Origin of the sequence: Segniliparus rugosus ATCC BAA-974 (assembly GCF_000185725.2) — a bacterium.
In the GTDB taxonomy this organism is placed as follows: Bacteria; Actinomycetota; Actinomycetes; order Mycobacteriales; family Mycobacteriaceae; genus Segniliparus; species Segniliparus rugosus.
Genome location: NZ_KI391954.1, coordinates 649,247 through 670,782, shown reverse-complemented (window position 1 = coordinate 670,782; position 21,536 = coordinate 649,247). Strand labels below are relative to the sequence as shown.

General features: G+C 68.6%; 18 protein-coding genes, 1 tRNA gene and 1 other RNA gene. 9 read left to right on the top strand and 11 right to left on the bottom strand.

Annotated elements, in window-relative coordinates; translation table 11 throughout:
* Window positions 1-6: 6 nt before the first annotated feature.
* The 4 genes from HMPREF9336_RS13010 to pgsA all read right to left on the bottom strand — a co-directional run bounded on the left by HMPREF9336_RS13010 (window position 7) and on the right by pgsA (window position 2,503).
* Window positions 7-807, bottom strand: coding sequence for a PspA/IM30 family protein (locus HMPREF9336_RS13010; protein ID WP_007467729.1), 801 nt, complete (start codon window positions 805-807; stop codon window positions 7-9).
* Between the two features lie 93 nt (window positions 808-900).
* A complete protein-coding gene (locus tag HMPREF9336_RS13005) occupies window positions 901-1,239 on the bottom strand; it encodes a helix-turn-helix domain-containing protein (protein WP_007467727.1) in 339 nt (112 codons plus the stop codon).
* Between the two features lie 137 nt (window positions 1,240-1,376).
* Window positions 1,377-1,886, bottom strand: a complete 510-nt coding sequence (locus tag HMPREF9336_RS13000; protein WP_007467725.1) for a CinA family protein — start codon at window positions 1,884-1,886, stop codon at window positions 1,377-1,379.
* Window positions 1,883-2,503 carry a CDP-diacylglycerol--glycerol-3-phosphate 3-phosphatidyltransferase gene (pgsA, locus tag HMPREF9336_RS12995; protein ID WP_244431668.1) on the bottom strand — a complete coding sequence of 207 codons (621 nt, stop codon included), beginning with the start codon at window positions 2,501-2,503 and terminating at the stop codon, window positions 1,883-1,885. The genes HMPREF9336_RS13000 and pgsA overlap by 4 nt, the downstream gene beginning before the upstream one ends.
* 39 nt (window positions 2,504-2,542) lie before the next feature.
* On the opposite strand from pgsA, the gene HMPREF9336_RS12990 reads away from it, so the two are divergent.
* A complete protein-coding gene (locus tag HMPREF9336_RS12990) occupies window positions 2,543-3,046 on the top strand; it encodes an amino-acid N-acetyltransferase (RefSeq protein WP_007467720.1) in 504 nt (167 codons plus the stop codon).
* 22 nt (window positions 3,047-3,068) lie between these two features.
* On the opposite strand, the gene HMPREF9336_RS12985 is transcribed toward HMPREF9336_RS12990, so the two are convergent.
* Complete coding sequence (locus tag HMPREF9336_RS12985) at window positions 3,069-4,013, bottom strand: TerC/Alx family metal homeostasis membrane protein (RefSeq protein WP_007467718.1); 945 nt, start codon at window positions 4,011-4,013, stop codon at window positions 3,069-3,071.
* A gap of 269 nt (window positions 4,014-4,282) precedes the next feature.
* Here HMPREF9336_RS12985 and HMPREF9336_RS12980 point away from each other — a divergent pair, with 269 nt between their 5' ends.
* A complete protein-coding gene (locus HMPREF9336_RS12980) occupies window positions 4,283-5,419 on the top strand; it encodes a hypothetical protein (protein WP_007467716.1) in 1,137 nt (378 codons plus the stop codon).
* Window positions 5,420-5,593: 174 nt separating this feature from the next.
* On the opposite strand, the gene HMPREF9336_RS12975 is transcribed toward HMPREF9336_RS12980, so the two are convergent.
* From HMPREF9336_RS12975 to HMPREF9336_RS12950, 6 genes are all read right to left on the bottom strand, one after another.
* Window positions 5,594-8,281: an FtsK/SpoIIIE family DNA translocase gene (locus tag HMPREF9336_RS12975; protein WP_021030651.1), complete on the bottom strand. Its 2,688-nt coding sequence runs from the start codon at window positions 8,279-8,281 to the stop codon at window positions 5,594-5,596.
* Window positions 8,282-8,588: 307 nt separating this feature from the next.
* The gene (locus tag HMPREF9336_RS12970) at window positions 8,589-9,449 is read right to left on the bottom strand and encodes a hypothetical protein (protein WP_007467713.1); all 861 of its coding nucleotides are present in this window, start codon (window positions 9,447-9,449) and stop codon (window positions 8,589-8,591) included.
* Window positions 9,446-11,731, bottom strand: a complete 2,286-nt coding sequence (locus tag HMPREF9336_RS18815; RefSeq protein ID WP_007467711.1) for a TPR repeat domain-containing protein — start codon at window positions 11,729-11,731, stop codon at window positions 9,446-9,448. Before HMPREF9336_RS18815 ends, HMPREF9336_RS12970 begins: the two co-directional genes overlap by 4 nt.
* Window positions 11,731-12,060, bottom strand: a complete 330-nt coding sequence (locus HMPREF9336_RS12960; RefSeq protein ID WP_007467708.1) for a hypothetical protein — start codon at window positions 12,058-12,060, stop codon at window positions 11,731-11,733. Before HMPREF9336_RS12960 ends, HMPREF9336_RS18815 begins: the two co-directional genes overlap by 1 nt.
* The gene (locus HMPREF9336_RS12955) at window positions 12,057-12,491 is read right to left on the bottom strand and encodes a hypothetical protein (RefSeq protein ID WP_007467706.1); all 435 of its coding nucleotides are present in this window, start codon (window positions 12,489-12,491) and stop codon (window positions 12,057-12,059) included. Before HMPREF9336_RS12955 ends, HMPREF9336_RS12960 begins: the two co-directional genes overlap by 4 nt.
* Window positions 12,492-12,827: 336 nt before the next feature.
* Window positions 12,828-12,913 (bottom strand) — tRNA-Ser (locus tag HMPREF9336_RS12950).
* A gap of 161 nt (window positions 12,914-13,074) precedes the next feature.
* Between HMPREF9336_RS12950 and ffs the strand changes: the two genes are divergently transcribed.
* From ffs to HMPREF9336_RS12920, 7 genes are all read left to right on the top strand, one after another.
* Window positions 13,075-13,171: signal recognition particle sRNA small type (gene ffs / locus HMPREF9336_RS18015), an RNA gene on the top strand.
* 40 nt (window positions 13,172-13,211) lie between these two features.
* The gene (locus HMPREF9336_RS12945) at window positions 13,212-14,507 is read left to right on the top strand and encodes an aspartate aminotransferase type Ic (protein ID WP_007467704.1); all 1,296 of its coding nucleotides are present in this window, start codon (window positions 13,212-13,214) and stop codon (window positions 14,505-14,507) included.
* Window positions 14,508-14,536: 29 nt separating this feature from the next.
* Entirely contained in the window at window positions 14,537-15,829 is a 1,293-nt protein-coding gene (locus tag HMPREF9336_RS12940; protein ID WP_007467702.1) for a glycosyltransferase 87 family protein, read from the top strand.
* Window positions 15,813-17,108: a glycosyltransferase 87 family protein gene (locus HMPREF9336_RS12935; protein WP_007467694.1), complete on the top strand. Its 1,296-nt coding sequence runs from the start codon at window positions 15,813-15,815 to the stop codon at window positions 17,106-17,108. The genes HMPREF9336_RS12940 and HMPREF9336_RS12935 overlap by 17 nt, the downstream gene beginning before the upstream one ends.
* 5 nt (window positions 17,109-17,113) lie before the next feature.
* Window positions 17,114-18,346: a glycosyltransferase 87 family protein gene (locus HMPREF9336_RS12930; protein ID WP_007467692.1), complete on the top strand. Its 1,233-nt coding sequence runs from the start codon at window positions 17,114-17,116 to the stop codon at window positions 18,344-18,346.
* A complete protein-coding gene (locus HMPREF9336_RS12925; protein WP_021030650.1) occupies window positions 18,343-19,686 on the top strand; it encodes a glycosyltransferase 87 family protein in 1,344 nt (447 codons plus the stop codon). Before HMPREF9336_RS12930 ends, HMPREF9336_RS12925 begins: the two co-directional genes overlap by 4 nt.
* On the top strand, window positions 19,611-21,491 hold the full coding sequence (locus HMPREF9336_RS12920) for a DNA polymerase III subunits gamma/tau (RefSeq protein ID WP_040585605.1): 1,881 nt from the start codon (window positions 19,611-19,613) through the stop codon (window positions 21,489-21,491). The genes HMPREF9336_RS12925 and HMPREF9336_RS12920 overlap by 76 nt, the downstream gene beginning before the upstream one ends.
* The last annotated feature ends 45 nt before the right edge of the window (window positions 21,492-21,536 follow it).

Genomic DNA, 21,536 nt, shown 5'->3' with positions numbered 1-21,536 from the left:
GCCGTGCTACGCCGTCTGGCCAGGCTCCGGGGTCGGGACCGCAGGCGCGGCGGGAGCCGCCTCCGCGGAGCCCGCAGGCAGGGCTTCGCCCCGGATGGAGGCCCGAAGCTGCTCCAGCCTGCTGTGCCCGGCCATTTGGATGGTGGCCTGCTGGACCTCCATCATCTTGCCCTGGACGGAGTTCTGCTGCAGCTCGGTCGCGCCGAGCGCGTTCGCGTAGCGCTGCTCGATCTTGTCGCGCACCTCGTTAAGGTTCGGCGTGTTGCCGGGCGCGGCGAGCTCGTTCATCTGGTTGAGCGAAGCGGCGACGCGCTCCTGCATCTTCGCCTGTTCGAGCTGGCTGAGCAGCTTGGAGCGCTCGGAGAGGAAGCCTTGCAGGCGCTGGGCGCTCTGCTCGACCGCCTGCTTGGCCTTGGTCGCGGCCTGCAGCGCCTGGTCGTGCATCGCCTTCGTGTTCTCGACGTTCTGCTCCGCGGTGACCAGCTGCGTGGCGATCGCCTCCGCCGCGCTGGTGTACTGCTGCGCGGCGGCCGCGTCGCCCTTCGCCGTGGCCTGGTCCGCCATCACGAGCGCCTGGCGGGCCTGCGCCTGGTATTTCTCCACGTCGGCGAGCTGGCGGTTCAACTGCATCTCCAGCTGGCGCTGGTTGCCGATCACGGCTGCGGCCTGCTGGGCGAGCGCCTGATGGTTGCGCTGCTCGTGCTCGACGGCCTGCTGCAACTGGATCTTCGGATCCGCTTTCTCATCGATCTTGGCGTTGAACAGCGCGATAAAGTAATTCCACGCCTTCACGAACGGGTTCGCCATTGCCTACTTTGCCTCCGTGTTGAAAGTTCAGGATCCTCGTCCTCAAGGTTACTCTAACCGCCCGAATCCCCACTGCGCACGGGCTCCCCGAGGTCACGCCACCGCGAGCGAGGCTTTCCCCGGCGCGGGGATGATCACCTTGATGGCGGGGCCGGAGTCCCCCGCGATCGGATGGCGCCCGCCGACCGAGTCCGAGCCGACCGGCTCCATCATGTCCCCGGCTTGGCGCAGCACGTGCGGGATCGGCACCTCGAGCGCGCCGCAGATCGCGGCGAGCAGCTCGCTCGAAGCCTCTTTCTGCCCCCGCTCGATCTCCGAGAGGTACCCCAAACTCATGCTGGCAGCGTTCGACACCTCGCGCAACGTCCTACGCTGGCCAAGACGCAGCTGGCGCAGACTCGCGCCCAACGCTTCCCGCAACAGCATCGCCATATAACCTCCTTGGCAGTGGGCCCTGGTCTTCATTCTATGCCGGGCCTTATAGCTCTAACGCACGAGCTGCCCTCGCTGTTCCCGAAACGGAACGAAGAATCCGCATGACCAGGAGATCGTCGCACGCGCTCCGGGGTTCAGTTCTTCCCGGAGATCCAGGCGAGCCGCTGCAGCAAGCCGTCGATGGCGGCGTTCACCGCGCCGAGCCGGATGTCCCACCGGTCTCCGGAAAGCTCCGGGGTGAGCACCTCCACCGGCCCCATCACCCCTCTGGTGATCGCGATGTACACCGTGCCCGGCGCTTTGCCTTCCTGCGGCTCCGGGCCCGCCACCCCGGTGACCCCGATCCCCCAGGTGGCCTGGCAGGTCCGGGCCGCCCCGATCGCGAGCTCGGTCGCCGTGCGGACCGACACCGCGCCGAGGTCCTCGAGCACGGCGGGCGTCACCCCGGCCAGCGAAGCCTTCAGGTCCGTCGCGTACACCACCAGGCCGCCGCGCAGCACCGACGAAGCGCCCGAGACCCCCGCCAGCGTCGCAGACAAGAGCCCTCCGGTGAGCGATTCCGCCGTCGCGACGGTCTGCCCGTGCGCCGCGAGCAGGGAGACCAGCTGCCACGCCTTCGTCGACGCGACCAGTGGATCGCTCATCTGCTCGTCTCCTCTTCCGCCCTGCGCCCTTGGGCCGCGCAGCGTCCCGGCTTGCTCAACTTGCCCCGGCCAATGCGCCAAGCGTAGTCGAGGCCGGTCCCGACGGTCACCACGACCGCGGCCACGACCAGCGCCATGAGGAAGGGCCGCCACGTCTGCGGCAGCGGCGCGATGAGCAGACCGATGGCGACCGCCTGCAGCATCGTCTTGATCTTGCCGCCAATGCTGGCCGCGACCACGCCGTCGGACAGCGCCCACACCCGCAGCGCCGTCACCCCCGCCTCACGCAAGATGATCACCCCGGTCGCCCACCAGGACAGCTCCGCGAGCAGCGAGAGCCCGACCAGAGCCGATCCGATCAGCGCCTTGTCCGCGACCGGGTCGGCGAACTTGCCGAGCTCGGTGACCATGTCGAACCGCCTGGCGAGATAGCCGTCGAGCTGGTCGGTGACGCAGGCGGCCACAAAGACGCCGAACGCCGCCCACCGCCAGAACGGGTCGTGCCCGTCGCCCGCGAAGAGCGCGACGAGGAACACCGGGACCGCCGCGAGGCGCAGCCCGGTCAAGGCGTTGGCGAGGTTCAGCGAACTCGGCGGTGCTGCGCGCTCGGATACCACAGGCTCAAGGATAAGCTGCGCCTGCGCTACTGTGCTCAGATGCACCCCCCTGCCCCGGTTGTCCGCCGCGCCAGAGTCTCCGACGTGCCCTCGCTCAAAGATCTCGTCGACGCGTACGCGGGCCGCATCCTCCTGGAGAAAAGCCTCGTCACCCTCTATGAGGCAGTGCAAGAATTCTGGGTCGCCGAGCTCGACAGGACGGTCGTCGGGTGCGGGGCGTTGCACGTCCTCTGGTCCGATCTGGGCGAGCTGCGCACGGTCGCGGTCCGCCCGGACTGCCACGGCAAGGGGGTCGGGCACGCTTTGGTGCGTCGGCTGGTCGAGCACGCCCAGGAGCTCGAGCTGAAGAAGCTCTTCGTGCTGACCTTCGAGACAACGTTCTTCGGCAGGCACGGATTCGTCCCCATCGAGGGCACCCCGGTCACCCCCGAGGTGTACGAGGAGATGCTCAAATCCTACGACAAAGGCGTCGCGGAATTCCTCGACCTCAGCTCGATCAAGCCGAACACGCTGGGGAATACCCGCATGCTGTTGCAGCTCTAAAGCCCGTCTCACGCCGCTCGGGCTAGCGGGGGCCGCGCGTCTTGACCAGGCTCGCCGCCACCACGACGACGAGCACCGAGGCGATCACGGCGAGCGAGAGCGGCGTGGAGATCTCCGGCACGCCCGCGCCGCTCTCGTGCGCGGCGTGGAGGATGAGCTTGGCCCCGATGAACACGAGGATCGCCGCGAGGCCGTAGGACAGGTACACCAGGCGGTCTAAGAGCCCGCCGATGAGGAAGTACAGCTGCCGCAGGCCCATGAGCGCGAACGCGTTGGCGGTGAGCACGATGTAGGACTGGTCGGTGAGGCCGTAGATCGCGGGGATGGAGTCCAAGGCGAAGAGCACGTCAGTGAGCCCGAGGGTGACCAAGGCCAGCAGGATCGGTGTGGCCAGGAGCTTCCCGCCCTCGCGCGCCACCAGCGCGCCCCCGTGGAACTGCCGCGTCACCGGCAGCCATCGCGAAAGGAGCCGGGCCATGCGGCTCTCCGTCTCCGGCTCCACGTCGTGGGACTCCTCCTTCTGGAAGGCGAGCCGGAGGGCGACGAACACGAGGTACGCGCCGAAGAGGTAGAACGTCCAGCTGAACGCGTTGATCACCGCCGCGCCGAGGAAGATGAACACCGCGCGGGCGGCCAACGCGATGGCGATCCCGAGCAGGAGCACCTTCTGCTGGCGCTCTCTCGGGATGCGGTTCCGGGACATGATGAGCAGGAAGACGAAGAGGTTGTCCACCGAAAGCGACAGCTCGGTCACGTAGCCCGCCACGAACTCGGTGGCCCGCGCGCTGTCCCACCAGACGGCCATCGCGGCCCCGAAGACGAGCGCGAGCGCGAAATAACCCCCGCACCACAGCGCGGCCTCCCTGGTGGACGGCTCGTGGGCTTTGCGGGCTTGCACGATGAAGTCGAACGCGAACAGGACGAGCAGCAGGGCGACCGTGACGGTCCAGATGAGCGGCGACGGCATAAAACGAACCTCCGGTGGCAGGGCCGCGATACTCGGGAGATCGCGGGCACGAAAAAACCACCGGAGGTCTCTTCCGCCGCACCAGAAGGTCCGGCCGACAGTTCCGGGTTCGCGAGAACCGTGCTGACGAAACTGTCGCGGGAGGAATACTCCCCTCCGATTGCCCCGAGGAAGCAGGGCACCTCCAGTCTACCGCACACACCCTCACGGCGTCCGGCGGGGAGCGCGGCTCCGCGCGGTAGACTGACGGAAACATCGGGGAGGCGCTTATGCGGGGAAAGCTCAAAATCGTCTTCGGCCTCGTCGCCCTCGCGGCGCTCGCGCTGACGGCGGCGCTCTACACGCAGCTGGCTTCGGGCGTTTCCCCCGTCCCGCGACGCCCGGAGACGGTCGCGGCAGGACCTGCGGGCCCGCCTGAGGAGACCATCGTGCTGCGGCTGGAGACACTGAGCCAGGTCGGCAGATTCGGCCTGGTGATGCTGCTCGGGGACGGGACGGTCGTCCGCCAGGACGCGGGATCGCCGACCGGGTACACCGTCGCGGCGTTGCCGCAGCCAGCGTTCGACAACGCGGTCACGGCCGTGCGGGAGGAGCTGGCCAAAGGGCTGGACTATCAAGACGTGCTCGTGACAGACGTCCCCAGCGAAGCGATCCGGGTCCGCGACGGCGATCGCATCGTCTCGCTCTCCGTGGACTGGTTGGACAACTCGGACTACGACAACGGCGCGCGGCGCGCGCTCCGGGCCGTGCTCGCCCAAGCGCAAGGGCTGATCGCGAAGAACGCCGGGCCATCCGCCCCATACCTGCGCCAGCCTGTGGCGACGCTCTCCTACTCGAGCCTGCTCGAACGCGAGGGGGCGAAACCCTGGCCGCTGCCGCGACCGCTGCGGCCCGCCGAGCTGCGCGGCTCCAGCTATGGCTCCGTGCTCTGCACGCCGTTGGACGATGGGGATCTCCCGTCCGGGCCGCAATTCGCCGGCACGGTCGAACCGGAGATCTCAACCGAGCCGGTCCGCGTCGCCCCTCCTCCGGTGCGGTTGACGATCGCCGCGACCCTGCCCGGCGAGCGGGCGTGTGGCGGCGGCGAGAGCCCCGGAGCCGTGCCCGGCGACCCCGATCCGGCCCCAGCTGTGTGGGAGCCGCTAGGACCGGTGGACGAGGCCAAGCCCGCCGAACTCGTCGCCGCCTTGAACCTCGGGCTCGACCTGCAAGCCGCGAAGAAAGCCGACGGGAGCGTGCTCTCCTCGTCCCGCGCCTCCTATCGCATGGCCAGGGTCGGCAACCGCTGGTATCTCGACTGCTCCCTGCGCGCTATGGGCGCAGGCCGACCCGGAAGCTCCGGCAATTGGCTCGCCCGCAGCGATCCTCGTACCGGCGAGATCCTGCGGTTCGACCAAGTCGGCTGAGGCTGACCCCAACGCCTCCGCCCTACTCCAACGCCTCCGGCGGCAAAGCGCCCAACTGCGCCAACAACTCCTCCAACTCCTCCGGCTTATACAACACCTCACGAGGCTTCGAGCCCTCAGACAGGCCCACCACGCCGTTGTTCTCCCATCAAGCACCGCATCAGGCGGCCCGCCCTACTCCAACGCCTCCGGCGGCAAAGCGCCCAACTGCGCCAACAACTCCTCCAACTCCTCCGGCTTATACAACACCTCACGAGGCTTCGAGCCCTCGGACGGGCCCACCACGCCGTTGTTCTCCATCATGTCCATCAGGCGGCCCGCCTTGGCGAACCCGACCCGCAGCTTGCGCTGGAGCATGGAGGTGGAGCCGAGCTGGCTGCGCACCACAAGGTCCACCGCCTGCAGGAACGGCCCGAGGTCGCTGGACGGCTCCGCGTCCGCCTTCCCAGAGCCCGCTGCGACGCTCTGCGTGGTGGTGACGCCCTCGTTGTACTCCGGCTCGGCCTGGTCTTTGACCGAGGAGACGACGTCCGCGATCTCCTCGTCGGAGATGTACGCGCCCTGCAGACGCTGCGGACGGTTCGCGCCCATCGGCAGGAAGAGGCCGTCGCCCATGCCGATGAGCTTCTCGGCGCCCGGCTGGTCGAGGATGACCCGAGAGTCGGTGAGCGAGGAGGTCGCGAACGCGAGCCGGGACGGCACGTTCGTCTTGATCAGGCCGGTGACCACGTCCACCGAGGGCCGCTGCGTGGCGAGCACCAGGTGGATGCCCGCCGCGCGGGCCTTCTGGGTGATCCGCACGATAGCCTCCTCCACGTCGCGCGGCGCGGTCATCATGAGGTCGGCGAGCTCGTCCACGATGGCGAGGATGTACGGGTACGGACGCATCTCGCGCTCGGAGCCCAGCGGGGTGACGATCCGGCCCTCGCGCACCCCGGCGTTGAAGTCGTCGATGTGGCGGACCTTGTTCATCTGCATGTCTTTGTAGCGCTGCTCCATCTCCTCCACGAGCCAGGCGAGGGCCGCCGCGGCTTTTTTCGGCTCGGTGATGATGGGGGTGATCAGGTGCGGCACGCCCTCGTACGGGGTGAGCTCGACCATCTTCGGATCGATGAGGATCAGGCGCACCTGCTCGGGCTTGGCCCGCATGAGCAGGGAGACCAGCATCGAGTTCACGAAGCTGGACTTGCCCGAGCCGGTGGAGCCCGCGACCAAAAGGTGCGGCATCTTGGCCAGGTTCGCGGTGACGAACTGCCCGTCGATGTCCTTGCCGAGCCCGATGACCAGCGGGTGGCGCTCCTGGCGCGCGGCCGGCGCGGCGAGCACGTCGCCGAGGCGGACCATCTCGCGGTCGGTGTTGGGCACCTCGATGCCCACGGCGGACTTGCCGGGGATCGGCGCGAGCAGGCGCACGCTGTCCGTCGCGACCGCGTAGGCGATGTTGCGGGTCAGGTTGGTGATCTTCTCCACCTTGACGGCGGGGCCGAGCTCCACCTCGTAGCGGGTGACGGTCGGGCCACGGGTGTACCCGGTGACCCTGGCGTTCACGTTGAACTCGGCGAACACCCCGTCGATCGCCTTGATCATCGTGTCGTTCGCGGCGCTGTGCTTCTTCGGCGGCTCGCCGAGCTTGAGGATGCGCGCGGCGGGGAGGATGTAATCCCCCGGCGCGGGCGGGGCCTCGGGGAGCTCCAGCTGGTGGCCGGGAGCCTCGACGGCGGGCGGGCGGCTCTCCTGGGGCGCGACCGTCTCGGGGGCGACCGCCTGGACCACGGCTTCCTGCGCGGCGACCGGGGCCGGGGGCGCGGCCTCCGCAGCCGGCTCCGGCGCGGCGGGTTTGCGCCGGCGCACCCGAGGCGCGGGGATCGGCTCCTCTTCGGGCTCGGCGAACGCCTCGTCCGCCTGCGCCGCATCGAAGAACGGCACGTCGAGCTCGTCCGTCTGGTCCGAGGGCTGCGGATGGGAAGTCCGGTACTCCGCGCGGTCTCGCGACACCGCGGGGCTCGGCAGCTGCGACAAGCGCGACTGCGCGTTCGCCGTGAGCTCGCGAATGGTCGCCCCGCTGACGATCAGCGCGCCGAACGCCCCGACGAGCAGGAGCAGCGCGCCCGCCACCCACGAGGAGAAACCGTCGGCGAGCGGCCCGGCGAAGGTGTAGCCGAGGAAACCGCCCGCGCTCGCCCGGCCCTCCGGGGTCTGCGGGGAGCCCGAGACCAGGTGCCACAGGCCGAGGACGGACGCGGCGAGCAGCCCCGAGCCGAGGAGCAGCCTCGGACGGGTCTGCGGGTTGGGCTCGCGGCGCAGCAGCACGAACGCCAGCACGCCGAACAGGATCGGCAAGAGGTTCGCGGCCGAGCCGACGACCGCCCGGACCCCGGCGGCGACCAAAGCCCCGGCCGGACCGCCGACGTGCGACCACAAACTGCCCGCCAGGATGACCGACGCGCCGAGGAGCGCGAGCGCCGCGCCGTCCCGGCGATGCCCCTCGTGCTGGCCTGGCCCGCGCTCGTCGCCGTAGACGTCGACATCCCCGTAGCCCTCGTCGCCCCAGCCCGTCGGCAATTGAGACATGCCGCTGTCGGCGAACCGCGCCCGGCCCGGCCCGGACTCCTCCCGAGGGCCGATCGAGCGCACCGCAGAGCCGAGGCCCCGCGCCAGAAGCGAGAACCCCGCGCCGACTCCCCTGCCCAGCCCGGCGGCAACCTTCATCCCGTTGCCCCCGCCCGCAGATTTGCGCGCCGCAGCGGCCTTCCTGGTCGAGGGGGCAGACTTGCGCCGCTGCGCCGTGCCTTTGCGGCCGGCGGCAGAGGCGCTCTGAGCCTTGGAGCTGCTCCGTGCCCTGGAGCTGGTCTTCGTCGTCACTCGGACAGCCTAATCCCAATAGTCACATGATCAACTCCTGCAACACACAGCCGTGATCCTTCGGTGACACGTCGTGACGCTTCGGTGATGTGGCCCGGAGGGCGGACACGCGGAAGGCCCGTCCGAATGCTCGGGCGGGCACTCTGGGCGGACGGCCCGGCGTTCAGGCGAGTGCCGTGCACACCACGGCCAGCACCTTCCTTTACCCTTCGTCAACCCGTTTTAGAGCTGTTGATCGCACGATCTGCGCCACCGTCTGTGGTGACGACCGCTTCCCACCGTACCGGGATGTCATGCCTACCATCTCTTACCCCTTTTGGGCCGCTGGCCAGCCGGGGACCGGTGCAGGCAGGGGCGGGGGCGCGTCGAGAACCGATTTGAGGATCTGCATTCGTTTCTCAGGCGAGTCGGGCATCTTGTCGTAGCAAGGCTTCCACGACAAAGCCATGCTGGGCTCCACCCGGATAATCCGCCATCTGTCGAAGACATCTCTGGTCGGCGCGGGGAGCGGTCCACTTTGAGGGGGCTGCTTCTCCAAGTCTGCGGATGGCGCCGCAGGGTTGGAGGGAGTGTTGTTTGGTTCCCAATCAAACCGGATTTGGCGGAGCTCCGAAGTCTTTTCGGGGAGGAAATTGTCATCTAACTTCCAAATGCTCTGGTCATAGTAACGGTACTTCCCGTCAGCCTGCCGTTTGAACAGCGAGTAATCGCCCTCGCAGTATCGCGATTCCCACGAACCGTCATCAAGCTGCCGCAGAGAAAGCATGTGGAAGTAAATGGTACCGTAGTGATAACCCATATAGTCCGGGTTCGGATTGTTGATAATCGGTCGAAAAAAACCCGCCCGGTCGTAGGAATTCTGAACTTCGAGCCTGGCTGGCGCTTTGGGGTCGGTCGCACGCTCGAACCCCGGATACGCGGCATGAAGATCCTGGTTCAAGAACGCGATCTCGTAGGACTCCCGATATGCCCGGACGAGAGCAGCAGGACCTGTGGTGAGGTCTATGCCAGGTTCTGCGGACCAGACGAATCGCACATTGGCCGTGTCTTTCGGCAAGTGGTAGAGCCCGTCGTTCGACGGTTGGCGCTCATCAGGAGAAGGAGGGTGTGGCGAGCATCCTGCGATGAGTGTGGCAAGCAGAATAAGAGCCGCAGACTTACGCATCATCGGGTCACCGAGTTGTATGCCTGGGTGTAACGGTCCATCGCTTGGTGCAGATCGAGGTCTCCGTCGTTGGGTTTGATCCTTCGCGCGAGCCAGGCTTCGAGGTGGTTGCGAAACCAGCCCAAATCATGTCCTTTCTGTGTTTGTGAAAATTTCTGCTCTACCGCCGACCAAGGCAGCAGATGACCATCCGGCCCGGTGATAACGTCTTTTAACTCGGGAGGGAAGCCCATTCCAGTACTAGTCGCCACGCTGTAAAGGGTGGCGGCTGGTACAGCCCCTGGAGGGATGCCAGGGCTCGGTGCGTCGCCGAGGAGTTCCATTTTAAGGTAGTTCGCGGCAGCTCCGGTGGCTCCAGCAGCGGCGAACTCCGCAAGCGGACCGCCAGGGACGAGCGCGGCGAGGGCCATAGCGCTGTCTTTGGCGTTGTCAGCCCACATGCTTTTGATCGCGAACGCCTCTTGGTGCTCGCGGTTGGCGATATCTGTGGCGAGCCGGTCGACCATGCCGTCCACAGCCCCTGTTTTTGTCAAGTGGGCGATGTCGTCGGTGTTCATCGCGCCAGGGTGGTCTTTGACAGCAGCTGCGTACTGTTCGAGCATGATCGCTTTCGCGCGCTCCAGAGCGGAGCCGATTTTGTTGGCGTTGCCGGTGTCTTGCTCCAGCACGCTGAGGGCTTCTCTAGTGTTCGGATAGCCCGCTTCGTGGTCTTCGCCCCTATCCAGGTAGTCGAAACCCCGAGTGGTCTCGTGGGGCGGGTGCTCGCCGAACATGGCTGGCATGTACTTCTCCGCAACCGAAGTCATACTCTTGGCGAAGTCGCCGTGCGAATCGATGCTGTCTTTGTTGGCAGCGAGCTCCTTGAAAAATGCGTGCTCGGTCTCCCCTGCGCGGATAGCTTGAGCCTCGCTCACATTCGGCCCCACATCAGCCTCTTTGAGGGCGCTATCGGTCAAAACACTCAGCGCCGTACCGCCGTCAAGCCATTTTGCATGCTCTAACGAGTCCACAAACTGTTTCCCGCTCTGTCCTGTGGCAAGGTCGTGGACCGACATGGTGTCCCTGCCGGCTGCCGCGAGAAGGTCAGCCGCTTGTGGAGGAGCTGCAGGAAAGCCGCGCTCCAGCGCGCAGTTCTTTGCCAAGCTTGCGGCGCTCTCGAGAGCCCCCTTCGTCAGCCCTGAACCGGAGAGCTGGCTGTCAGGCACTTTCGCAACAATAGCGGAGATGCTCTGCAATTCGCCCCAATTCGGGGTATACCTCGGGTCGGTCGGCGGCTCCGCGTACGCGCTCGCAGAGCCGTAAGCGTCCTTGATCGAAGCGGGCAGCTTGTCCGTGCCGAAGGATGCCTCCTTCTGGTCCGGGTGCGCGGGATCCGGAACCGCGCATTTCAGGTGGTCGTTGCCGATGTCGTTGAGTCCCTCCGCGAACACCCGCCCATCTTCCCCCGGCCTGTTCGCCAAAGCTTGGAGCTGCTCGACGCTCATCCCATGCGTCTGCTCAGCGAAAGCCTGCAAGACGCTGTTCTGCTCCGCTGTGACGTAGCCGTTCTTGCCGTCGCGCATCTGCTGAATCGGCCCGCCTTCATCCTCCGATAACTCCAGCGCGGCCTTGACCCGTGCTTTCTGCTCAGGGGTGGCCGTGCCCGCGAGGTAGGCTCGCACGTCGGCTTTCGCTTGCGCGGGGGTCTCGCCGACGAGGGAGCCGATCTGCCTGTCCGTGGCGACCTGCCCGAAGTGCGTGTTGGCGCGGAGGTCGGCGGCGGCTTTGTCGGAGGCTTGTTCTAAGGCCTCGCGGTTTTTGTCGAGTCCTTCTTGCGCGCCTTGCAGCCACGCGTTGAGCGCTTCGTTCTGATCTGGGGTAAAGCTGCCGCTGAACCGCGACAAGTCAGCTTGGATCTTCCAGTCCTCGGTCACGTAGAATCCAGCAGGGAGTCGCGCGAGCCGGTCCCCGTCCTTGATGACGACGGGGCCTACGGCGGCGTTGATGCTGTTTCGCAGGTTCCAGGCGGCGGGCCACAGCGCCTCGTGCGCGGTTTTCAAGACGTTGGCCGCGTTGTCGGTTTCGGCGTGGAACCTGTTGAGCGCCCCCGCGATTGTCTCGCCCTTGTCCTGCGCCGCTTCGCCTGCTTGCCCGGTGAACGGCTCCCCGCCAGGAGCGCGGGTCTGAGCCTGCACGAACGCGGCGTTCAACGAGTAGGGCTCGCCTGATTCCCGCAGCCTGTCCGCCGCCCACTCAGTGTGATCGAACTGCATTTGCAGGAACTGGCTCAACGTGAACATCGCCATCACGCCACCACAAGCGAGGAGAGAGCTGCCGCGCCCTCCTCGTCGGTCTCCCCGACGACGTGCGCGACCGCTGTGAGTGCCTCGCCGAAGTTCTCGTACTCCCCGCACACCCGCCGGTTCGCATCCTCGAACAACCCGCCCACCTCCGTCAACGCATCGGCGAAGGAGAGTCCCTTCAAGTAGTGCGCCAGGAATACGAAAGGGTTGCCCTGCACATCTGCTGAGGCCACGCCCTTGTCCGCTCGGGCTTTCAACTCCACGGCGTGATCGGCCATCTGCTTCCCGGCCTGGGCCAACGCCTCGATATTCACCTGCAATGGGTTCGTCATGCGTCCCTGCCCCTCTCGTCGTTCCCTCTCTGAGCTTTCAACTGCTGTAGCCTACGCTTCTCAGCCCGGTATGCGTCCACGTCCACAAAGATCACCTCGCCCGACCGCACCAACTGGCGCAATCGTTCCTGTTCCTCTCGATCTTCTCGCTCTGCTTGTTCCCGCGCAAGCTCGATCTCAGTTTCCTCTTGGGAGAGTATCCGCCCGTCCTGGCGCATGACGCGCTCCACCGTCTCCAACTCCGTGTCAGATCCGTTCTCGCCGATCCTCAACACGGATGGATCCTCATACCCGTCCGCAACCTCGCTCCGCCCTTGCGGCCCTGTCGAGCTGGCCGGTTCTGACTCCTCTCGGGCGTCCGGGATCCACTCCTCCTCGTCATCTTCGTAGTGGCCGTATTGAGGGGCATCGTCCCAATGATCCCGTGGCATCAGTCGTCACGCTCCTTACAATCGGCATCTACTACAAGGCTGTAGCCGCGCACTACCCACGCCTCGCTCCGTCGATCTTAGATCTCGGCCAAAGCCTGTCAGGCTTCATAGCCACAGCCTGCGATAGATCCTATGACGGCCATCATTGGGGCCCACACGTCATTCATCTGCCGAATGCCCGATGCCACCGGCGCAATTGCCGTGTCAGCCAGTCACACAACGACCTGCGAGCAGCTGCGAAGACCCGAGCCTGCCCGCCTGTGTCCATGATCACGATTGCCGCCCCGGAGAAAAGAGTCGGCTCCCGTCCCTGATCAGGGACGGGAGCCGCTACTGCGGAGGATAGGGGATTTGAACCCCTGAGGGCTGTTAACCCAACCCGCGTTCCAGGCGAGCGCCATAGGCCACTAGGCGAATCCTCCGCCGAGGAGTATAGCGGACGCTTGGCGCAGAGACGAATTCGTTCTCCCTGCCAGCTCGCCCCCTGGCCCGGCGTCCGCGCTCCTGCGGGCGGGCGCTGAGCGTCCGCGCCGGTTTCCGCAAACGGATTGGACGACGGGGAAACCGGCGCGCTACACTCGTCGGCAGGACCCCGTGTGGCGACTATCCTGTGAACCCCCCCAGGGCCGGAAGGCAGCAAGGGTCAACGGGCTCTAGCGGGTGCGCGGGGTCCCCCTGTTCCTATATGCCCCGGGGGATCCTGAAGAGGTGCGAACGACGATGACTGCTGCGCTGCCCTATGCCTCCCTCGGCCCGGCAGAGCTGGCCGCCGAACTCGCGAGCCTGCAGTCGCGTTACGCGGAGCTTGTGGCCAAGGGGCTTTCGCTCGACATCACCAGGGGCGTGCCCGCCGCCGCCCAGCTCGACCTGTCCGCCGATCTGTTGACCCTCCCCGCCGGGGAGTACCGGGACGCGGACGGGGTCGACTGCCGCAACTACGGCGGCGTCCTCGGCCTTCGCGAGCTGCGCGAGATCTTCGCCGAGCTGTTGGAAGTCCCCGTCGCGAACCTGATCGCCGGGAACAACTCCTCCCTCGAGCTGATGCACGGCCTGATCGTCGAGTCGCTGCTGCACACCCCGGTGGACGGGGCCGCGCCGTGGGCCAGCGACCCGAAGCGGAAGTTCCTCTGCCCCGCCCCCGGCTACGACCGGCATTTCGCCGTCACCCAGGACTTGGGCTTCGAGCTCGTCCCGGTGCGGATGCTGGCGGACGGCCCGGACGTCGACCAGGTCGCCGAGCTGATCGCGGCCGATCCGTCCGTCAAGGGCATGTGGCTCGTGCCGACTTATTCGAACCCGACCGGGACGGTCGTCGCCGAGCAGACGATCCGCAGGCTGCTCGCCCTGCCCTCGGCGGCCCCCGATTTCCGGCTGGTCTTGGACAACGCGTACGCGCTGCACCCGATCGTCGGCGACTCGCCGACCGGCAGGCCCTTTTTGGCCTGGGCAGAGGAGGCTGGCCATCCCAACCGCCCGCTGGTCTTCGCCTCCACGTCGAAGATCACTCTGGCCGGGGCGGGCGTGAGCTTCTTCGCGGCCTCGAAGGCGAACCTCGACTGGCATCTCGCCCACGCGGGGAAGCGCAGCATCGGCCCCGACAAGGTCAACCAGCTGCGCCACGTGCTCTTCTTCCGCGACGCGGCGGGCGTGCGGGCGCATATGCGGCGGCACAGGGCTCTTTTGGCCCCGAAGTTCGCGCTCGTCCTGAAGATCCTCGAAGACCGGCTCGGCGCGGCGAAGGTCGCCTCGTGGACCGAGCCGCAGGGCGGCTATTTCGTGAGCCTGGACGTGCTGCCCGGCACGGCGAAGGAGGTGGTGCGCCTGGCGAAGGAGGCAGGGGTCGCCCTCACCCCCGCCGGGGCCACCTTCCCGTACGGCTCCGATCCCGAGGACTCGAACATCCGGATCGCGCCGACCTTCCCCACCGAGCCGGTGCTCGCCGACGCGATCGAGGCCACGAGCACGTGCGTGCTGCTCGCCGCCGCGAAAAAACTCGCCGAGCGGGACGCCGGATAGGCTCCCGCCGTCCGCTACCCTCGTCAGCCATGACTGACACCGCGACAGGGCGTGCCCCCGGCTCTTGGCAACTCTGTTCGTGGCGGCTCGTCGGGGCCGCCGCCGTCGCCGCCCTGCTCGCCCTCTGGGCGCAGCACGCGCTCATCCCCTCCGACATGCCCTGGTGGGGGCTGACGCAGAACGGCACCGACCTGATCGCCTACCAGAACGGGGCGCAGATGGGCTGGCGCGGCCAGCGGCTGTACGACAGCCCTGCGACCTGGGCGGGCTTGGCGCACCAAACCGCGCTCTGGTTCATCTACACGCCGTTCTCTGCCCCGCTGTTCCTCCCGATCAGCTGGGTCCACCCGTGGGGCCTCTCCCAGGCCGTCTGGCTCGTCCTCTCGGTGCTCGTCCTCGCGCTCGTGCTCAACCGGGCGTTGCGGGCCGCAGGGCTGCGGAGCAACCGCGCGCTCGCCGCGCTGAGCCTCGTCCTCGCCGTCGCGGCCGTCGATCTCGAACCGATCCGGGCCACGCTGTGGTACGGCCAGGTCAATATTTTCCTCATGGGGCTGGTGCTGCTCGACCTGGTCCGAAGGCCCGACGCGCGGCTGCGCGGCTTCGGCGTCGGCCTCGCCGCGGGGATCAAGCTCACTCCCTTGATCTTCCTGCCCTACCTGCTCGTCACCCGGCAGTGGCGGGCCGCGCGGACCGCTGTGCTCGTCTTCGCCCTGACCGCACTGGTCGGATGGATCGTCTTCCCCGCCGATTCGAAGGAGTTCTGGGGCGCGGGCGGGCAGGTCGGCCCGATCCAGGCCTTCACCGCGCACTTGGACAACCAGTCCGCCGCCGGGGTGCTCGCGCGGGTCTGGGACCCCGCGCCCGCGCCGAGCCTGCTCGTCCACCTGGTCCAGCTGGTCCTTGTCGTGCTCGGCCTCGCTTGCGCGCGCGAGGCCGACCAGGCGGGCGAGCGCTTCCTGGCCCTCCTGCTCGTCGGCTTCACCGGATGCGCGGTCTCGCCGATCTCCTGGACCCATCACTGGGTGTGGTTCGCGCCCTTCGTCGTCTGGCTCGGGGCGAAAGCCGCGACCTTGCGCCGGGCGGACCTCGCCGTCGCGACGGCGGCGCTCGCGGCCGCGCTCTTCATCTGGGTCCAAAGCCGCGCCGAGCCGCCGGGGGTCCTGCCGACCGTCCACCTCAACGTGGGCATTTGCTACTGGGACCGCCTGCCGAGCGCGCTCGGGCCGATCGCGCACTCCTGGTATCTGATCTTGTGCCTCGCGATCCTGATCGGCGCTCACCGGCTCCTGCGGTACCCTCCCATGCGTGATCGGCAGACCTGAAACCAGCGCGCAGATCCCGTCCCGGCTCCTTTGGGCGGCAGTGGTGCTCGCCGCGGCGGCCCTGGCCGCGCAGTGCGTCCTGCTCCCGTTCGACCTGCTGCACCACGACCTCATCACCAACAGCCGGGACTTTTTGATCTACTCGGACGGAGCCCGCACGGCGCTGGACGGGCGCCCCTTGTACACGGCCCCGGTCGGCGAAGACGGCTTCTTCACGTACCCGCCGTTCGCGGCGTTGTGCTTCACCCCGTTCGCCTTCCTTTCCGGCGAGGCGGGCGCGCTGTCCTGGTCCGTCCTGTGCTACCTCTTGCTCGCGCTCGTCATCGGACGGACCCTTCGGCTCGCCGGATTCCGCCCGGACCTGCGGCTGCAGCTGACCAGCCTGGCGCTGGCCGCCGCCGCGACCGCGCTGGAGCCGGTGCGGACCACGCTCTGGTACGGGCAGATCAACATCCTGCTCATGGCGCTGATCTTCCTCGACCTCTCCCGCCCGGAGGGCTCGAAGCTGCGCGGGGTCGGGGCCGGAGTCGCTGCCGGGATCAAGCTGATCCCGCTCATCTTCCTGCCGTACCTGGTGATCACCCGGCAGTGGCGGGCCGCGGCGACCGCCGTCGCGGCGTTCGCCGCCACCGTCGCGGTCTCCTGGGCGGTGCTGCCGGGGGACAGCGTCCAGTACTGGTTCCACGCCGTGCGCGACACGAGCCACATCGGCGAGCTTTTCCATCCGGCGAACCAGTCGGTCAACGGCTTCCTCGCCCGGATCTGGAAGCCGGACCCCAGCCCCGGCTGGCTCTGGCCCGTCCTCGCCTCAGCGGTGATCGCAATAGGCCTCTGTCTCGCCAAAACCGCGCACGACCGGGGCGAAGGCCCGCTCGGGCTGCTGCTCGTCGGACTCACGTCCTGCGCGGCCTCCCCGTTCACCTGGGGACACCACTGGGTGTGGTTCGCGCCGTTCGCCGCGTGGCTCCTCGCACAGGCCGTCCACGCGTTCGGCAAGCGAGACACCGCATGGATCAGCTGGGCCTCGGCGGCGGGAGCCCTTGACGCGTGGGCGTTCGTCTGGCCGTGGCATAAGCCCCCCTCGACGCCAGAGGACCCCCGAGTGGTCCCCGGCGTCTTCTATCATTTCCTCGACGCTGGTTCCCCGTGGTACCGCCACATCGCCAGCGGCTGGTACGTGCTGGCCTACCTCGCGATCCTGGTCGGGACCGCCAGCTGGCTGCGCGCCGCCCGCCCCGGCGGGCGGCCGGCCCCGACGCATCCCACGGGAGGAGCCTGACGAACATGAACGCCAAGCCTTTGCCCAAAGCCGTGCTCTTCACGGCCTTCGCCGCCGCCGCGCTCGCCTTCGCGGTCCAGTTCCTGCTGCCGCCCGGCACCGCGATCGTCCAGGGCTGCGGCGGCGTGGATTACAACGTCTACCGCGCAGCGGCGCAGGTCGTCCTCGGCGGCGAGTCGCTCTACGACCGCGCGTTGACGCACAATCCCGAGCTCGGATTCACGTATCCGCCGTTCGCCGTGCTCGCCTTCCTGCCGATGGCGGTGTTCCCCCGGCTGATCGGCGAGGCGCTGCACGTGCTCATCTCGATCCTCGCGCTCGCCCTCGTGATCGGGCGGACCCTCGAACTCGGCGGGTTCCGCAGGGACCGGAGGCTCGTGATGGCCAGCGTCGCCTTCGCGCTCGGAGCCGTCAACCTCGAACCGGTCCAGTCCACGCTGTGGTTCGGCCAGCTCAACCTCGTGCTCATGGCGCTGGCGTTCCTCGACCTCCTCGGCCCTCCCGCCAGCCGTTGGCGGGGCTTCGGGGTCGGGATCGCCTCGGGGCTCAAGCTCACCCCGCTCGTCTTCGTCCCCTATTTGCTGCTCACCAAGCAGTGGCGGGCGGCGGGAACCGCAGTCGGGACGTTCCTCGGCACCATCGCGCTCGGCTTCCTCGTTGTCCCGCACGACTCGGCGAAGTTTTGGACCAGCGTCGGCCAGACCACCAGGGTCGGCCCCCTCGCCTGGCCGTCGAACCAGGCGGTCGAGGGCACGCTCGCCCGGATCTGGGCCCCGCACGACCCGCCGAAAGCGCTGTTCTCCGCGCTCGCGCTCCTTGTCGGCGGCGCGGGGCTGCTGCTCGCCGCCTACGCCTACCGCCGCTCCGAGCAGGTGCTCGCCGTCACCGTCGTCGGACTCGTCGCCTGCGTCGTCTCGCCCATCGCCTGGAGCCACCACTGGGTCTGGGTCGCTCCGCTCGTGGTGCTCCTGGTCGCCAAAGCGCTGCCCGGCGACGGCCCGCCGAGGGTCGCGCCCGCGCTCGCCGCGGCGGCTCTGTACCTCTGGGTGTTCGTCTGGCCGAACGACCAGTCCGCGCTGACGTTCGACAGATCCGTCGAGCCCGCCTCCATCGGCGTGTTCTGGCTGCAGCACGGCCCGCCCCTTCTGCGGAACGCGCTCGGAGCCTGGTACGTGTACGCCTACCTCGCGATCCTGTTCTTCGGCTGGCGCCACCTGCGCCGGAAAACCCCGGCATGACCGCGCGGCGGCGCGGCGGCGCGCTGTGGGCGACCGCCCTCGCGCTCGTCCTCGGCTGCGCCGCGGTGTGGGCGCAAAACCGCCTCATCCCCTTGGACGGGGAATACTGGGGGCTGTTGGAGAACGGCGTGGACCTCGACGTGTACCGGGGCGGGGCGAAAGCGGTGCTCGAGTCCCGCCCGTTGTACGGGGCTCCGGTGATGGACGATTTCTGGTTCACCTACCCGCCGTTCGCCGCCGTGGCGTTCGTCCCGCTCTCCGGGCTCGCGTTCGAGTCCGCGCGGACCATCTGGCTCGAAATCTCCTGCCTCGCCCTCGTCCTCGTCGCTTACCGGGGCCTGCGCGGCGGCGGCCTGACCAGCCGAGGCGGCGCGCTTCTCGCGGGCGTCGGCCTCGCTGCGGCGGCGACCGCGCTCGAACCGGTGCGCTCCACGCTCTGGTACGGGCAGGTGAACCTGGCGCTGCTCGCCGTCGTGCTCCTCGACCTCGCCCGGCCCGCCGGCTCGCGCGGCAGGGGCTTCGGGGTCGGCTTGGCCGCCGGGATCAAGCTCACTTCGCTCGTTTTCCTCCCGTACCTGCTCATCACGCGGCAGTGGCGGGCGGCGGGATGGGCGTTCGGGACGTTCGCCGCGACCATCGCCGCCGGATTCGCCGTCGTGCCGGAGGAGTCGAAGCGCTACTGGACCAAGGGCATCGCCGACGTCAGCAAGATCGCGCCCCGCCCGACGCCCGCCAACCAGTCCATCGCCGGAGTGCTCGACCGGTTCTGCTCCCCCGTCGTGACGCCGTCGCTGACCGATCCCCCGTCCTACGCGCCGAACTGGGCGTGGTTCGCGCTGGCCGCGATCCTCGGCGCGGCTGGGCTGGCCCTGGCCTGGCTCGCCAGCCGCAAGGGGGACGAGCTGCTCGCGCTCGCCCTCGTCGGGCTCGTCGGCTGCGCGGTCTCCCCGTTCTCCTGGGGCCACCACTGGGTGTGGTTCGTCCCGCTCGGAGTCTGGCTCTTCGCGCGGATGGCGCGGGAGCGCTCGGCGGCCGCCGGGCTCGGTCTGGCGGTGCTCGCCGCGTGGACTTTCATGTGGACCTCCGTCCAGCCCGACCTGCCCAACGCCCCGGTCCTGCCTGGCTACGCCACCGGCGTGTTCATCCAGCCCTCCGACCCCCCGCTCGGGCCGCTCGGCCAGATCAAGGCGGCCTGGTATCCGATCGCCTATCTGCTCGTCCTCCTGATCGGCGGGGCGTCGGCGGCCGCCGGTAAGATGGGCCGGTGGCGTTATACCGAAGATACCGGCCGGAACGGCTCGACCAAGTCCTCGGGCAAGACCACGTCACCAGGCCGCTGAGCGTCGCCCTCGAAGCGGGCAGGCTCGGCCACGCGTACCTGTTCTCCGGCCCTCGGGGCTGCGGGAAGACGTCGCTCGCCCGAATCCTCGCCCGCTCGGTGAACTGCGAGCGGGGCCCGACCGCGAATCCTTGCGGGGTGTGCGAGTCGTGTTTGGCGCTCGCCGAGGGCGGGCCGGGCTCGGTCGACGTCATCGAGCTGGACGCCGCCAGCCACGGCGGGGTGGACGACACCAGGGATCTGCGCGACCGCGCCTTCTACGCCCCCGCGCGCTCGACCAAGCGGGTGTTCATCATCGACGAGGCGCACATGGTCACCACGGCGGGGTTCAACGCCCTGCTCAAGATCGTCGAAGAGCCGCCGCCGCACCTGATCTTCGTGTTCGCCACCACCGAGCCCGAGAAGGTGCTGCCGACCATCCGCTCGCGCACCCACCACTACCCGTTCCGGCTGCTGCCGCCGAAGACGTTGCGCGAGCTGCTGGTCAAGGTGGTGGAGGCCGAGCAGATGACCGTGGAGCACGACGTGTACCCGCTCGTCATCCGCGCTTCCGGCGGGTCGCCCCGCGACGCGCTCTCCATTCTCGACCAGCTCATGTCGGGGGCGGAGAACGCGACGGTCACGTATTCGAGCGCGGTCGGGCTGCTCGGCGTCACGAACACGAGCCTGATCGACGGCGCGGTCTCGGCGCTGGCCGCTGGCGACGGCGCGGCTTTGTTCACCGTGGTGGACCAATGCGTCAACGCGGGGGGCGATCCCAGGCGCTTCGCGGTCGACCTCCTCGACCGGCTCCGCGACCTCATCGTCGTCCAGAGCGTCCCGAACGCGCTGGAACAGGGGCTTGTCGACGCCCCCGTCGACGCGTGGCCGCAGCGCCGCGAGCAAGCGGAGGGCTTCGGGCAGGCGACGCTCGCCAGATGCGCGCAGACGCTGCACACCGGCATCACCGAGATGCGCGGGGCCACGTCCCCCCGGCTGCTGCTCGAAGTGGTGTGCGCCAGGATGCTCCTGCCGCTCGAGGACTCCGCCGCGCTCGTCGCCCGCTTGGAACGGCTCGAACGAGGCGGCGGCGCGCCCGCCCCTGCCGCCGCGCCCGCCGCGCGGCCTTCCTCGGAACCGTCTGCGCCGCCCCGGTCCGAAAGCCCAGAGCCAGTCGCGCGCGACGCTCCCCGTGAGCCGGGACCGGCGCAGCGCCGGCCCGAGCCGCCGCCCCTCCCGCCCGAGCCTGAGCGAGAACCGGAGCGGGAAGCCCCCAGACCGGTCGCCGAGAAACCCGGCCCCGCCCCCGCGCCCAGCAGACAGCCCGCCGCCCCGGCGGGTTCTCTGCACGAGATCTGGGCGAAAGCGCTCGGTCAGATCCGCGAACGTTCGCGAGTCGCCTACGCCTTGCTCGAAGGCGCGCCGGCCCCGGAACTGCGCGGCGACGAGCTGGTGATCCGGCAAGCCTCCTCGGCGCTGGCCACCCGGCTTTCCGACCCTAAGGTGCTCGACATGGTGTCCTCGGCGCTCCACGAGGCCGCCGGAGTGCGGTGGCGGGTCGTCTGCGAGCGCGGCGCGGCTCCGAGCGCGCCGCCCCCGCCGCCCGCCCAGGAGCCCCCCGCCTTCCCCCGCGAGCAGGAAGAGGCCCCCGAGCCGCCGTCCGCGCAGGCGCGGCGCGCGTTCGCGCAGCGCAGGTCCGAACCCGCCGCGCCCGAGCCGGAGCCGGAAGCGGAATCCAGCCCCCAGCAGCAGGACCGCCCGGCTCCGCCCCAAGACGCGTTGGCTTTGCTGACCACCCAGCTCGGCGCCAAGCCGTTGAAAAGCTGAGGCCGGTATGGACACGAACCGCGCGGTCGCCCGCCCAGTCGTTGG

Excerpts from the sequence above, each read along its gene's own strand:
- HMPREF9336_RS12980 (WP_007467716.1), top strand. The coding sequence starts at position 4,283 with ATGCGGGGAAAGCTCAAAATCGTCTTCGGCCTCGTCGCCCTCGCGGCG.
- HMPREF9336_RS12945 (WP_007467704.1), top strand. The coding sequence starts at position 13,212 with ATGACTGCTGCGCTGCCCTATGCCTCCCTCGGCCCGGCAGAGCTGGCC.
- HMPREF9336_RS18815 (WP_007467711.1), bottom strand. The coding sequence starts at position 11,731 with ATGGCGATGTTCACGTTGAGCCAGTTCCTGCAAATGCAGTTCGATCAC.
- HMPREF9336_RS13005 (WP_007467727.1), bottom strand. The coding sequence starts at position 1,239 with ATGGCGATGCTGTTGCGGGAAGCGTTGGGCGCGAGTCTGCGCCAGCTG.
- HMPREF9336_RS12960 (WP_007467708.1), bottom strand. The coding sequence starts at position 12,060 with ATGACGAACCCATTGCAGGTGAATATCGAGGCGTTGGCCCAGGCCGGG.
- HMPREF9336_RS13010 (WP_007467729.1), bottom strand. The coding sequence starts at position 807 with ATGGCGAACCCGTTCGTGAAGGCGTGGAATTACTTTATCGCGCTGTTC.
- HMPREF9336_RS12930 (WP_007467692.1), top strand. The coding sequence starts at position 17,114 with ATGAACGCCAAGCCTTTGCCCAAAGCCGTGCTCTTCACGGCCTTCGCC.
- HMPREF9336_RS12955 (WP_007467706.1), bottom strand. The coding sequence starts at position 12,491 with ATGCCACGGGATCATTGGGACGATGCCCCTCAATACGGCCACTACGAA.
- HMPREF9336_RS13000 (WP_007467725.1), bottom strand. The coding sequence starts at position 1,886 with ATGAGCGATCCACTGGTCGCGTCGACGAAGGCGTGGCAGCTGGTCTCC.
- HMPREF9336_RS12990 (WP_007467720.1), top strand. The coding sequence starts at position 2,543 with ATGCACCCCCCTGCCCCGGTTGTCCGCCGCGCCAGAGTCTCCGACGTG.
- HMPREF9336_RS12985 (WP_007467718.1), bottom strand. The coding sequence starts at position 4,013 with ATGCCGTCGCCGCTCATCTGGACCGTCACGGTCGCCCTGCTGCTCGTC.
- HMPREF9336_RS12970 (WP_007467713.1), bottom strand. The coding sequence starts at position 9,449 with ATGATGCGTAAGTCTGCGGCTCTTATTCTGCTTGCCACACTCATCGCA.
- HMPREF9336_RS12925 (WP_021030650.1), top strand. The coding sequence starts at position 18,343 with ATGACCGCGCGGCGGCGCGGCGGCGCGCTGTGGGCGACCGCCCTCGCG.
- HMPREF9336_RS12940 (WP_007467702.1), top strand. The coding sequence starts at position 14,537 with ATGACTGACACCGCGACAGGGCGTGCCCCCGGCTCTTGGCAACTCTGT.